Origin of the sequence: Serratia marcescens, assembly GCF_006715005.1 — a bacterium.
Lineage (GTDB): Bacteria > Pseudomonadota > Gammaproteobacteria > Enterobacterales > Enterobacteriaceae > Serratia > Serratia montpellierensis.
In genome coordinates this window covers 4,888,207-4,901,602 of sequence record NZ_VFMJ01000001.1, presented here as the reverse complement: position 1 = coordinate 4,901,602, position 13,396 = coordinate 4,888,207, and the positions used below count along the sequence as shown (strand labels likewise).

10 protein-coding genes are annotated in these 13,396 nt (G+C 61.9%); 6 read left to right on the top strand and 4 right to left on the bottom strand.

Features of this window, described 5'->3' with window-relative positions:
- Positions 1-107: 107 nt before the first annotated feature.
- The 4 genes from FHU12_RS23635 to FHU12_RS23620 all read left to right on the top strand — a co-directional run bounded on the left by FHU12_RS23635 (position 108) and on the right by FHU12_RS23620 (position 5,899).
- A complete protein-coding gene (locus FHU12_RS23635; protein WP_141972131.1) occupies positions 108-2,441 on the top strand; it encodes a Tex family protein in 2,334 nt (777 codons plus the stop codon).
- Positions 2,442-3,047: 606 nt separating this feature from the next.
- Positions 3,048-3,272 (top strand): ferrous iron transporter A, encoded by a 225-nt coding sequence (gene feoA, locus FHU12_RS23630; RefSeq protein ID WP_004930752.1) that lies wholly within the window; start codon positions 3,048-3,050, stop codon positions 3,270-3,272.
- A 72-nt stretch (positions 3,273-3,344) separates the two neighbouring features.
- The gene (gene feoB, locus FHU12_RS23625; protein WP_141972129.1) at positions 3,345-5,660 is read left to right on the top strand and encodes a Fe(2+) transporter permease subunit FeoB; all 2,316 of its coding nucleotides are present in this window, start codon (positions 3,345-3,347) and stop codon (positions 5,658-5,660) included.
- Complete coding sequence (locus FHU12_RS23620; RefSeq protein WP_141972127.1) at positions 5,660-5,899, top strand: FeoC-like transcriptional regulator; 240 nt, start codon at positions 5,660-5,662, stop codon at positions 5,897-5,899. The genes feoB and FHU12_RS23620 overlap by 1 nt, the downstream gene beginning before the upstream one ends.
- Before the next feature lie 40 nt (positions 5,900-5,939).
- Here the strand turns inward: FHU12_RS23620 and FHU12_RS23615 are convergent, their stop codons facing one another.
- Positions 5,940-6,224 (bottom strand): YdgH/BhsA/McbA-like domain containing protein, encoded by a 285-nt coding sequence (locus FHU12_RS23615; protein WP_049202818.1) that lies wholly within the window; start codon positions 6,222-6,224, stop codon positions 5,940-5,942.
- A 270-nt stretch (positions 6,225-6,494) separates the two neighbouring features.
- Positions 6,495-7,265 (bottom strand): pimeloyl-ACP methyl ester esterase BioH, encoded by a 771-nt coding sequence (bioH, locus tag FHU12_RS23610; RefSeq protein ID WP_141972125.1) that lies wholly within the window; start codon positions 7,263-7,265, stop codon positions 6,495-6,497.
- A gap of 40 nt (positions 7,266-7,305) precedes the next feature.
- Between bioH and gntX the strand changes: the two genes are divergently transcribed.
- Both gntX and nfuA read left to right on the top strand, forming a co-directional pair.
- Positions 7,306-7,989, top strand: a complete 684-nt coding sequence (gene gntX / locus FHU12_RS23605; protein WP_141972123.1) for a DNA utilization protein GntX — start codon at positions 7,306-7,308, stop codon at positions 7,987-7,989.
- Between the two features lie 58 nt (positions 7,990-8,047).
- Complete coding sequence (gene nfuA / locus FHU12_RS23600; RefSeq protein WP_033631902.1) at positions 8,048-8,623, top strand: Fe-S biogenesis protein NfuA; 576 nt, start codon at positions 8,048-8,050, stop codon at positions 8,621-8,623.
- Positions 8,624-8,692: 69 nt separating this feature from the next.
- Here the strand turns inward: nfuA and malQ are convergent, their stop codons facing one another.
- Both malQ and malP read right to left on the bottom strand, forming a co-directional pair.
- Positions 8,693-10,783, bottom strand: coding sequence for a 4-alpha-glucanotransferase (malQ, locus tag FHU12_RS23595; protein WP_141972121.1), 2,091 nt, complete (start codon positions 10,781-10,783; stop codon positions 8,693-8,695).
- 9 nt (positions 10,784-10,792) lie between these two features.
- Positions 10,793-13,198, bottom strand: coding sequence for a maltodextrin phosphorylase (gene malP, locus FHU12_RS23590; protein ID WP_141972118.1), 2,406 nt, complete (start codon positions 13,196-13,198; stop codon positions 10,793-10,795).
- Positions 13,199-13,396: the final 198 nt, after the last annotated feature.

Genomic DNA, 13,396 nt, shown 5'->3' with positions numbered 1-13,396 from the left:
CCACGCCGCGGCCGCGCGGCGGCGGCCCGCTCCGCTGGCATTTTCCACGATCAATCCGTATAACTGTCCCCTGTTTATTCACCGTTCTCAATACAGATACCAGACCTATGAATGACCCACTGAGCCGCATTATTGCAACAGAACTGCAGGCCCGGCCGGAGCAAGTCGACTCCGCCATCCGTCTGCTGGATGAAGGTAATACCGTGCCCTTTATTGCACGCTATCGTAAGGAAGTCACCGGGGGCCTGGACGACACCCAACTGCGCCAGCTGGAAACCCGCCTGGGTTATCTGCGTGAACTGGAAGATCGTCGCCAGACCATCCTGAAGTCGATCGATGAACAGGGCAAACTGACCGAACAACTGGCGGGGGCGATCAACGCCACGCTGAGCAAGACCGAGCTCGAAGACCTCTACCTGCCGTACAAACCGAAGCGCCGCACCCGCGGTCAGATCGCCATCGAAGCCGGTCTGGAACCGCTGGCGGACGCGCTGTGGCAGGATCCGCAACAGCAGCCGGAACAGCTGGCTGAACGCTACGTCGACGCCGACAAGGGCGTGGCGGACGTGAAAGCCGCCCTCGACGGCGCGCGCTATATCCTGATGGAGCGCTTCGCCGAAGACGCCACGCTGCTGGCCAAGGTGCGCGACTACCTGTGGAAAAACGCCCATCTGGTGTCCAAGGTGGTCGAGGGCAAGGAAGAAGAAGGCGCCAAGTTCCGCGACTACTTCGATCACCACGAACCGATTTCTCAGGTGCCTTCGCACCGCGCGCTAGCGATGTTCCGCGGCCGCAACGAAGGCGTGCTGCAGCTGGCGCTGAACGCCGATCCGCAATTTGAGGAAGCGCCGCGCGAAAGCCAGGCGGAGCTGATCATCATCAATCACCTCAACCTGCGCCTGAACAACGCCCCGGCCGACGCCTGGCGCAAGGCGGTGGTCAACTGGACCTGGCGCATCAAGGTGCTGCTGCACCTGGAAACCGAGTTGATGGGCACGGTGCGCGAGCGCGCGGAAGACGAAGCGATCAACGTGTTCGCCCGCAACATGCACGATCTGCTGATGGCCGCGCCGGCCGGCATGCGCGCAACCATGGGCCTCGATCCGGGCCTGCGCACCGGGGTGAAAGTCGCCGTGGTCGACGCAACCGGCAAGCTGGTCGCCACCGACACCGTCTACCCGCACACCGGGCAAGCGGCCAAAGCCGCCGCCATCGTCGCGGCACTGTGCATCAAACATAACGTGGAGCTGGTGGCCATCGGCAACGGCACCGCTTCGCGTGAGACCGAGCGCTTCTATCTCGACCTGCAAAAACAGTTCGGTGAGGTCCGGGCGCAGAAAGTGATCGTCAGCGAAGCGGGCGCGTCGGTGTATTCCGCGTCCGAACTGGCGGCGCTGGAATTCCCGGATCTCGACGTGTCGCTGCGCGGCGCGGTGTCCATCGCTCGTCGTCTGCAGGATCCGCTGGCGGAGCTGGTGAAGATCGACCCGAAATCCATCGGCGTCGGCCAGTATCAGCACGACGTCAGCCAGAGCCAGCTGGCGAAGAAGCTGGACTCGGTGGTGGAAGACTGCGTGAACGCCGTCGGCGTCGATCTGAACACCGCGTCGGTGCCGTTGCTGACCCGCGTGGCCGGCCTGACGCGCATGATGGCGCAAAATATCGTCAACTGGCGCGACGAGAACGGCCGCTTCAGCAACCGCGAACAGCTGCTGAAAGTCAGCCGCCTGGGGCCGAAAGCCTTCGAACAGTGCGCCGGCTTCCTGCGCATCAACCACGGCGACAACCCGCTGGACGCCTCCACCGTTCACCCGGAAGCCTACCCGGTGGTGCAGCGCATTCTGGCCGCCACCGAGCAGGCGCTGCAGGACCTGATGGGCAACGCTTCGGCGGTGCGCAGCCTGAAAGCGGTCGATTTCACCGACGACAAATTCGGCGTACCGACGGTCACCGATATCCTGAAAGAGCTGGAGAAACCGGGCCGCGATCCGCGCCCTGAGTTCAAAACCGCGACCTTTGCCGAAGGGGTGGAAACCCTCAACGATCTGCAGGTGGGCATGATCCTGGAAGGATCGGTCACCAACGTCACCAACTTCGGTGCCTTCGTGGATATCGGCGTGCATCAGGACGGCCTGGTGCACATCTCCTCGCTGGCGGACAAGTTCGTTGAAGATCCGCACACCGTGGTGAAGGCCGGCGACATTGTCAAAGTGAAGGTGATGGAAGTCGATCTGCAGCGTAAACGCATCGCGCTGAGCATGCGTCTGGATGAGCAGCCGGGCGAAGGTTCACCGCGCCGCGGCGGCAACGCGCCAGCGCAGGCACGCGACAACGCCAACCGTTCGGCGGGCGGCAACAAGGCCAAACCGCGCAACGCGGCGCCGGCCGGCAACAGCGCCATGGGCGACGCGCTGGCGGCGGCGTTCGGTAAGAAACGCTAAGTCGGAACCGACAGGGCGGAGCCTGCTCCGCCCTTGCTGACGAATAAAACTTGCGGCATTTTTTGACCCGTCTCAATAAACCGTCATCTTTTTATTTCCCGTTCCTGCGTGACCGCCCTCCCATTATTCAGGCAACAAAAATCCTCTCCGCAGCCATTTATTAACAACTTCGTTAACACGCCTATTTCATCTCGCAAATTGTGAACGAAACACAAATGGTTACCGCTCGCATTACGCCGGAATAATGTTATTGAATTGCCTTTGGGCGGAAATAAATAAGGGGAAAAAACCATCGGTATTTGCAAACGAGAAAACTCGGCTACAAATACGTAACTGATTTAACTCGCCATTCTCATTTGTTCCCGCTCGCAAGCGGTGGTAAAACGTCGTTAATCAAGGCAACGCCATCAAAAACTGTCGTCGCCATAATAATTGGTTACAATACCCTTACTTTTTGTATTGAATGCGATAATGATAATTACTATTATTTTCGCTCACTTTATTGCATGACCTTATGGATGAATACCGCCGACGGCGTGGCATTTTCGCCGGCAACGTCCAATTATCATCAGCCCGATGCTCATCGGCACCCGGAAGGTTAATCACATGCAGCTTCAACCTAAACACACGTATAAGATCGTCGGCTTTTCCGGTGAAATTGCGCCGGCCTATCGCCAGAAACTGTTATCGCTCGGCATGCTGCCCGGCTCTTCGTTCGACGTGGTGCGCGTCGCGCCGCTGGGCGATCCGATAGAAATTAAAACTCGCCGCGTCAGCCTGGTGCTTCGCAGGAAGGATCTGGCGCTGCTGCAGCTCGACGGCCAGTCCTGAGCCGGCGCGCCCTCCGTTTGCCGACGCGCCCTTGCGCCGGCGCTGTTCTCCTTGAAGACGACACGCTGAACTATGAAAAAACTCACCATCGGCTTAATCGGTAACCCGAACTCCGGCAAAACCACGCTGTTCAACCAGCTGACCGGCGCACGCCAACGGGTCGGCAACTGGGCGGGCGTGACGGTCGAACGCAAAGAAGGCCATTTCGCCACCCCGCAGTCCGACGTGCGGCTGGTCGATTTGCCGGGCACCTATTCCCTGACCACCATTTCAGAGCAAACCTCGCTCGATGAGCAGATCGCCTGTCACTACATTTTGAGCGGCGACGCCGATCTGCTGATCAACGTGGTCGACGCCTCCAACCTCGAGCGCAACCTCTATCTGACGCTACAGCTGCTGGAGCTGGGCATTCCCTGCATCGTGGCGCTGAACATGCTCGACATCGCCAAAAGCCAGCATATCGATATCGACGTCGCCGCGCTGTCGGCGCGCCTCGGCTGCCCGGTGGTGCCGATGGTCTCCACCCGCGCCGACGGCATCGGCGTGCTGAAGCAGATGATCGACAATCATCACATCAACGAACAGCAGGCGCTGGTGAACTATCCGCCGTTATTGCTGAAAGCGGTCGCCACGCTGAGCGACGCCATGCCGCAAACGCTGCCGGCAGTACAGCGCCGCTGGCTGGCGCTGCAGATGCTGGAAGGCGACATCTACAGCCACCGGCTGGCCGGCCCCGCCGTCGCGCTGCTGCCTGCGGCTATCCAGGCATTGCAACAGCAACAGCAAGAAGACCCGGCGCTGGTGATCGCCGACGCGCGCTACCAGTCTATCGCCACCCTGTGCGACGCGGTCAGCAACTCGCAGCAGGCGATGCCCAACCGCCTGACCGAGATGCTGGATAAAGTGATTCTCAACCGCTGGCTGGGCGTGCCGATCTTCCTGCTGGTGATGTACCTGATGTTCCTGCTGGCGATCAACATCGGCGGCGCGCTGCAGCCGATCTTCGATATCGGCTCGGCGGCGATCTTCATTCAGGGCATTCAGTGGCTCGGCTACACCCTGCACTTCCCCGACTGGCTGACCGTTTTCCTGGCGCAGGGCGTCGGCGGCGGCATCAACACCGTGCTGCCGCTGGTGCCGCAGATCGGCATGATGTACCTGTTCCTGTCCTTCCTGGAAGACTCCGGTTACATGGCGCGCGCGGCGTTCGTGATGGACCGCCTGATGCAGGCGCTCGGGCTGCCGGGCAAATCCTTCGTGCCGCTGATCGTCGGTTTCGGCTGCAACGTGCCGTCCATCATGGGCGCCCGGACGCTGGACGCCCAGCGCGAACGCCTGATTACCATCATGATGGCGCCGTTCATGTCGTGCGGCGCCCGTCTGGCGATCTTCGCGGTGTTCGCCGCCGCCTTCTTCGGCCAGGACGGCGCCGGGGTGGTGTTCTCGCTGTACATGCTCGGCATTGCGGTGGCGATCCTCACCGGCCTGGTGCTCAAATACACCCTCATGCGCGGCGAAGCCTCGCCGTTCGTGATGGAGCTGCCGGTTTACCACGTGCCGCACCTGAAAAGCCTGCTGCTGCAAACCTGGCAGCGGCTGAAAGGCTTCGTGTTGCGCGCCGGTAAGGTGATCGTGGTGGCCAGCATATTCATCGGCGGCCTGAACAGCTTCTCGTTCAGCGGCAAGACGGTCGACAATATCAACGACTCCGCGCTGGCCTCAGTTTCCAAAGTGCTGACGCCGCTGCTGCAGCCGATGGGCGTCCACAGCGATAACTGGCAGGCCACCGTCGGTCTGGTGACCGGCGCGATGGCGAAAGAAGTGGTGGTCGGCACGCTGAATACGCTGTACACCGCCGAGCACATCAACAAAGAGGCGTTCGACGCCGCCAACTTCAACCTGCTCGATGAGCTGGGCGGCGCGCTGAACGAAACCTGGGACGGCCTGAAAAACACCTTCAGCCTGAGCGTACTCTCCAACCCCATCGAAGCCAGCAAGGGCGACGGCGAGATGGGCGTCGGCTCGATGGGCGTGATGAGCAGCAAATTCGGCTCCGGCATCTCCGCCTACAGCTACCTGATCTTCGTGCTGCTGTATGTGCCTTGCGTCTCGGTGATGGGCGCCATCGCCCGTGAATCGAGCCGCGGCTGGATGACCTTCTCTATTCTGTGGGGGCTGAACGTGGCCTACTCGCTGGCGACGCTGTTCTATCAGGTGGCCACCTTCAACCAACACCCGCAGTACAGCCTGACGGCGATCCTGGTGGTGGTACTGGTGAACCTGCTGGTGCTGTTCGGCCTGCGCCGGGCGCGTAGCCGCGTCACGGTTCGCCTGGGCAACGCTACGCCGGCGGCCTGTTGCCAGGGTGCCAAGGGGAGCTGCCACTGATGGCCGGGCTGCTGCAGGTGCGCGATACGCTGGCGCTGCTTGGCAGCGCTCAGGCGCAGCAGCTCAGCCACTCGCTGGCGACGCCGCTGCCACTGGTGCAGGCGATGCTGGACCGTTTGGCGGCAATGGGGAAAGTGGAGCGCATCGAACAGGATGACGGCGCCTGTCTGAGCGGCAGTTGCAAAGGCTGCCCGCAGGGCCAGGGGTGCAGCACGGTTTTCTACCGGCTGAAGGCCTGACGATCAGGGGCGCCGAGCGGCGCCCCTTGCCGTTGAAGGCTTATTGCTTGTCTTTGTAAACTTCAGCGATGGCGCTGAATTTACCGTGCTCGCGGCCTGCCAGGATCACGTAGTATTGACCGCCCTTTTCGTCCGCCAGTTTGGACAGCTCATCCTTGGCATCCATCGGCGAGGTGGTCTGCGCCGTGGTGGTCACGGTGCCGATCTTCTCGTATTTACCCGGGTTCTTATCCAGATCTTCCTTGGTCAGCAGGGTTGCCGCCATGGAGCCGAAAGACACCGAACCCAGCACTGCCGCTGCAATAATCATCTTCAATGATTTCATGACACTAACCTCTCAATGGATAATTTATCTGTTATGAAAGCCGTCAAGAATCCATGCGTAGTACAGCAGGCTGCCGCGACATCCTCAGGCCTCGTTGCTTTCCCTGACGGGGCCTGTTTCCCAGAGACGAAACGCAAAAATGAAAAACGCCGCACGCGGTCTTTTCATTTTGCAGCCAACGCATTGACTCACTAAGTATCGAACAGCTTTGTCTTTTATCCACCCGGCAGCGTTTTTTTTCGCGCCCTATCGTGCGTTTTCCCGCCGCATTCAATGTGCTGCAATAAACGCTTCGATCATCGTCACAAATTCGTCGGGATGAGAGATAAACGGCGCATGGGCGGCTTTGGCCACGACTTGCGACGTAGAATTCGGCCAGGCGGCGTCGAGCAGATCGGCGACCTTGCGCGGTACCAGCCCATCCAGATAGCCGTAGATCCGCAGCAGCGGCAGCTCCAGCGCGGCCAGAGGCGCACGCAGATCGGCGGTGCGCAGGATCTCCAGCCCGCCGTTCAACACCTCGACGCTCGGCGTCGGCTGGTTGAGCACTACCGCTTTCAGCTGGCGCGCATCCTGGCGCGCGCTCTCGGTGCCCAGCGTCTGCAACGCCAGAAAACGCTCGACGGTGCGCTGGAAATCCAGGCTCAGCTGGTGCTGAAAACCGCTCAGCACGTCCGGGCGGATCCCCGGCCACTCATCGCGGGCGGCAAAACAGGGCGAAGAGGCCACGGTGATAAGCCCACTGACGCGCTGCGGCTGCATCAGCGCCGCCTGGCTGGCCACCAGCCCGCCGAGCGACCAGCCTAGCCACCAGGCCTGAGAGGGGGCAGCCGCCAGCACGATCTCCGTCATCTGCTCCAGCGAGAGAGCACCGAACCCCTGGCTGCGGCCGTATCCCGGCAGATCGACCAAATGCAGGCGAAAATGCGGCGCCAGTCGCGCCTGAATGCAACTCCACACTTCAGCGTTCAATCCCCAGCCGTGCAGCAGCACAAGATCGCGTTCGCCTTCACCTATTGTTTGCCAGTACAGCGCTGTCATTGGTTATTGTCCTTTCATGCTTACCCGTCTCGGAGTCTCTATGCTATCAATCCGCAGCCGCTGTTGGCTATGCCGACAGCCGTTGAGCCTGATGCGTCACGGCATCTGCAGCTGCTGCCTGCGCCATCTGCCGGCCAACCCACCGTGTTGCCCACGCTGCGGATTGCCCGCCGGGGAGACGCAAACGCCCTGCGGCCGCTGTCTGCAACGGCCGCCACCCTGGCAGCGGCTGGTGTTCGTCGGCGACTACGTAGCACCGCTCAGCCGGCTGGTAAGAAGGTTCAAGTTTCACCGCGCGCCCGAGCTGGCACCGACGCTGGCGCGCCTGATGCTGTTGCGCTGGCAGCAGGCGCGCAGAGAGCAGTATCTGAACAGACCCGACCTGATTTTAGCGGTACCCTTGCATGGCTCACGCTGCTGGCGCCGTGGCTATAACCAGAGCGATCTGCTGGCCCGGCCGCTGGCGCGCTGGCTGGGCTGTGCCTATCGGCCCGCCGCCTTGCGCCGGGTACGCAAGACCGCCCTGCAACAGCGGCTGAGCGCCGGAGCGCGCAGGCGCAATCTGCAGCGTGCGTTCGTCTGCACCGTCTCGGTCGCCAACCGGCATATCGCCCTGGTGGATGACGTGGTGACCACCGGCAGCACCGTCGCGGAGATCGCGGTGCTGCTGCGGCGGCAAGGCGCCGCCTCGGTGCAGATATGGTGCGTTTGCCGCACGTTGTAGTGCCACGGCAATGGGCGTATTATAACCGACTATAGAAGTCAACTATTGAGCTAATGCTATGATCCGTATAACAGATGCTGCACAGGAACACTTTGCCAAACTGCTGGCAAATCAAGAAGAAGGCACCCAAATCCGCGTATTCGTGATCAACCCGGGCACGCCGACGGCCGAATGCGGTGTCTCTTATTGTCCGCCGGACGCGGTAGAAGCGACGGATACCGAACTGAAGTTCGACAAACTGTCCGCCTATGTCGATGAGCTGAGCGCGCCGTATCTGGAAGACGCCGAAATCGACTTCGTGACCGACCAGCTGGGTTCCCAGCTGACGCTGAAGGCGCCGAACGCCAAAATGCGCAAGGTCGATGACAACGCGCCGCTGATGGAGCGCGTGGAATACGTGCTGCAGTCGCAGATCAACCCACAGCTGGCGGGCCACGGCGGCCGCGTGACGCTGATGGAGATCACCGACGACAACATGGCGATCCTGCAGTTTGGCGGCGGTTGCAACGGCTGTTCGATGGTCGACGTCACGCTGAAAGAAGGCATCGAGAAAGAGCTGCTGCAGAAATTCCCGGAGCTGAAGGGCGTGCGTGATTTGACCGAGCACCAACGCGGCGAGCACTCATACTACTAATCTCCGGCGCTCGCACCGCGGTAGAGAACACAATGCCGGAAGGGAAAACCCGTTCCGGCATTGTCGTTTTCACCCCACCGACACCTTGCGCCGCCGTTTGTCCAAATCCTTCAGTAAGCGGTTTATGTGCGGGTCGGCAAACATCTCCTCCAGCGTCTGAGTCAGCTTGCGCCGCCAGTTAGGATACTGATCGCTGGTACCGGGAATATTGACCGGATCGGCCATATCCAGCCAGTCTTCCGGCTGCAGGCCGAGCAAAGCACTGGCACTGTCGGCGACATAGCGCTGCAGGCCGCGGTTGAGCAGCGGGCTCATGCCGAGCAGCGCCGCCTTCTTGCCCACCTTCTGCGGCACGCAGCCATAGCGATGCAACCCATCCAGCAGCCCCTGCTTGGCGCGTTCCCGATCGGCAAACAGCGCCTGCAGGATCTCCGCGTCCGGGTAAAGACCCAGCCGGTTGCCCAGCGTCAGATCGTCGCTTTGCCAGTAGCCGCGCAGCGTCGGCAGATCGTGGGTGGTGATGGTCGCCATCGCCTGCACCGGATAGGCCTGCGGCGCGCGGAAATGGTGTTCGCCGTCGCTTTCGAAATACAGCACTTTGTAGGAATAGACGCCGCTGTCGCGCAGCTTGCCGACGATCTCCACCGGCACCGTGCCGAGATCTTCGCCGATCACCATGCAGCGGTGGCGCTGACTTTCCAGCGCCAGCACCGCCAGCAGATCGTCCACCGGGTATTTGACGTAGGCGCCGCGATCGGCGGTTTCGCCATAAGGGATCCACCACAGCCGCAGCAGCGCCATGACGTGATCGATACGCAGCGCGCCGCAGCTGGTCATGTTGGCGCGCAAAAGATCGATGAACGGCTGATAACCGCGCGCCGCCATCACATGCGGATCCATCGGCGGCAGGCCCCAGTTTTGCCCCAGCGGCCCCAGGATGTCCGGCGGCGCCCCGACCGACGCTTTCAGGCAGTACAGCTCGCGGTCGCACCAGGTTTCCGCCCCGCCTTCCGCCACCCCGACCGCCAGATCGCGATACAGGCCAATCGGCATCCGCTGCTGCCGGCTCTGCTCAAAACACTGCGCAAACTGCATGGCCGCCAGCCATTGCAGCCACAGGTAAAAGCGGACCGCGTCCTGATGTTCGGCGCAGAACAGCCGCACCGCTTCGCTCTGCCCCTGCCGATAGCGCTCTGGCCAGGCCGGCCAGCCCCACTGGTGGGCATCTTTGGCCGCCAGATGGGCATGCAGCGCGTCGAACGCCGCCTGCTGATACAGGCTGTCGCCGCCCTCAGTCACGAACTGTTCGAACGCCTGACGCTGCCCGTCGTTCGGCTTGCGCGCCTGAAACAGCGGAAACGCCAGCTTCAGCGCCGCCAGCTTCAGCTGCATCACGGCGGTGTAATCCACCCACTCCGCGGCGCGCGCCTTGGCCAGCTGCTTCTGCGTCGCCGGCTTCTGCCACCAGCGCTGTGCCGCGTCGCTGCGCTGAAAATCCTCCACCGCGTTGACGTCGATATACGCCAGATTCAGCCAGCGGCGCGACGAGGGGCTGTAAGGGCTGGCGCTCTCCGGGTTGGCCGGATACAGCGCATGGATCGGGTTGAGGCCGACGAAGGCGCCGCCGCGCTCCCCGACCTGCTCCACCATCAGGCGCAGATCGCCGAAATCGCCGATGCCCCAGTTGCGATCGGAACGCAGCGTATACAGCTGAACGCAGGCGCCCCACAGTTTCTTGCCGGTCAGCAAGGCGTCCGGCTCGAAGCAGCGCCTCGGCGCGACGATCACGCGGCATGGCCACTGCTGCGCGCCCTGGCTCAGCGTCAATTGGTGGTAACCCGCCGGCAGATCGCCGGGCAGCGTCAGGGTCTTGCGCGCCCCGACGCGCCCCTGCAGGCATTCGCCGTCTTCACGCTGCAGAGCCCACAGGTACTCGCCTTCGCCCGCCGGGGTCAGTGCCAGCGGCGCGCCCTGATAGAACACCTTGACCGCCGGTAACGGTGATGCGGCCCCTTCCTGCGCGGCATCGGCCCGGTTCATGGCCGCCAGCAGTTTGCGCTTGGTCTCCGGCTCAATCGCCTGCCGCTTGCCGTGGGCATTGATGAAATCGGCAGCGATCCCCGCCTGCGCTGCCGCCTGATCGATACGCTTACGATCCATTCGCTCTCCTTAACGTTTGGCTTGCCAGATGCGCTGCTGGTAATCGCGAATCGAGCGATCCGAGCTGAACATGCCGACGCGCGCAGTGTTAAGGATAGTCCGCCGCGTCCATTCGTCCCGATCGCGGTACAGTTCGTCGACCCGGCGCTGCGCCTGGCAGTACGAGGCGAAGTCCGCCAGTACCAGATAAGGATCGCCGCCTTCCAGCAGGCTGCGCAGCATCATGTCGAACGCGTGCTTGTCGCCGTGGCTGAACGCGCCGCTCGCCAGCTCGTCCAAAATCGCCTTCAGGTGCTTGTCTTTCTTGCGGTAGCTGAGCGGATCGTAGCCCTTCGCCAGTATCGCCTTCACCTGCTCCACGGTATTGCCGAAGATAAAGATATTGTCTTCGCCCACCTGCTCGGCGATTTCGACGTTGGCGCCGTCCAGCGTGCCGACCGTCAGCGCACCGTTCAGCGCCAGCTTCATGTTGCCGGTGCCGGAGGCCTCTTTACCGGCGGTGGAGATCTGCTCGGAGATATCCGCCGCCGGGATCATCAGTTCGGCCACCGACACGCGGTAGTCGGGAATGAACGCCACTTTCAGGCGATCTTTCACCAACGGATCGTTATTGATCTTCTCGGCCGCCTGGTTGATCGCGTAAATGATGTTTTTCGCCAGATAGTAGCCCGGCGCCGCCTTGGCGCCGAACAGGAAGACGCGCGGCACGATGTCCAGATTCGGGTTGTCGCGCAACTGGCGATACAGCGACAGGATGTGCAGCAGGTTCAGGTGCTGGCGTTTGTACTCGTGCAGACGCTTGATCTGCACGTCGAAAATCGCGTCCGGGTCGAGCGTCAACCCCATCACGCCGTGCACGTAATGGGCCAGCGCCACCTTGTTGTCGCGTTTGATCTGCTGATAACGCTGGCGGAACGCCGCGTCGTCGGCGAATTTTTCCAGCCCGCGCAACGCGTCGAGATCGTTCGCCCATTCCACCTTCAGCGTCTCGTCGATCAGGCCCGACAGCGCCGGGTTGCACTGTTTCAGCCAGCGGCGCGGCGTGATGCCGTTGGTGACGTTATGGAATTTGTTCGGCCACAGCTGGTGATATTCCGGGAACAGATCCTTCACCACCAGATCCGAGTGCAGCTGCGCCACACCGTTGACCGCAAAGCCGCTGACCACGCACAGGTTGGCCATGCGCACCTGCTTGTTGTAGTGCACCGCCAGTTTGGCCCACACCGCCTCGTCGCCCGGCCAGTGCTTATCCACCAATTTTTTAAACCTGGCGTTGATCTGTTTGATGATGGAGAAATGGCGCGGCAGCAGGCTGCGCACCAGTTTTTCATCCCAGCACTCCAGCGCTTCCGGCATCAGGGTGTGGTTGGTATAGGCGAAGGTATTGCTGGTGATCGACCAGGCCGCCTCCCACTCCAGCTGGTGTTCGTCCAGCAGAATGCGCAGCATTTCCGGAATGGCGATGGTCGGGTGGGTGTCGTTCAGCTGGATCACTTCGTACTTCGGCAGCTCTTCAATCTTGCGGCCGGCCTGATGGTGCTTGCGCAAAATGTCCGCCACCGAGCAGGCGCACTGGAAATACTGCTGCATCAGGCGCAGGCGCTTGCCGGCCTGATGGTTGTCGTTCGGGTAGAGCACCTTGGTCAGCTTGTCGGCTTCTACGCCCTGCTTCTCCGCCTGCAGGAATTTGCCGTCGTTGAAATCGCTCAGGTTGAACGGATGCTGATGGGTCGCCTGCCACAGGCGCAGCGGCTGCGCCACGCCGTTGCGATACCCCAGCACCGGCAGATCCCAGGCTTCGCCGCGCAGGGTGAAGGCCGGGCGCCACAGTTCACGGCCATCGGCCTGCTTTTCCAGCTTGCCGCCGATGCCCACGTCCACCGCCAGCGCGGCATTGTGGCGGAACCACGGGTAGCTCTCGCGCTGCCAGTTATCCGGCGCCTCTTGCTGCTGCCCGCCCTGGAACGACTGGCGGAACAGCCCGTACTGGTAGTTCAGCCCATAGCCGGTGGCCGGTTGCTCCACCGTCGCCATCGAGTCGAGGAAACAGGCCGCCAAGCGCCCCAGCCCGCCGTTGCCCAGCGCCGGATCGGTTTCCTGCTCCAGCAGATCCGCCAGCTTGACGTTCTGTTCGGCCAGCGCCTGCTCGACGGTGTCGTACCAGCCCAGGTTGATCAGGTTGTTCGCCGTCAGCCGGCCGATCAGAAACTCCATCGAGATGTAGTTCACGTGGCGCAGCGGTTTGGCGCTTTTGCGCGGCGCCGGCTGCGCGGCCAACTGCTCGGCCAGCGCCGCACTGACGGCTTCCCACCATTGATGCTGCGTCATCTGTTGTGCGGAACTGAGGCCGAACCGTTGCCACTGGCGGGCGAGCGCCGCCAGAAAAGCATCCTTCTTGAGCGTAGGCTGTGACATAAGGAAAACTCTCTATCCAGTAAGTGGGTCAAATTGCCGCTATCGTGCCGGTGAGAAAGCCTGACGGCATCATCCCGCCTGGGGATTAGCTGGGGAGGAGGATTGGGGCGTAGCTGGAATTGTGATCTCAGGCACTTTTTGACTCCCTTGCAACGATGCAAAAAAGCCCGCCAACGCGTGCGGCGAGCACTGAGAACG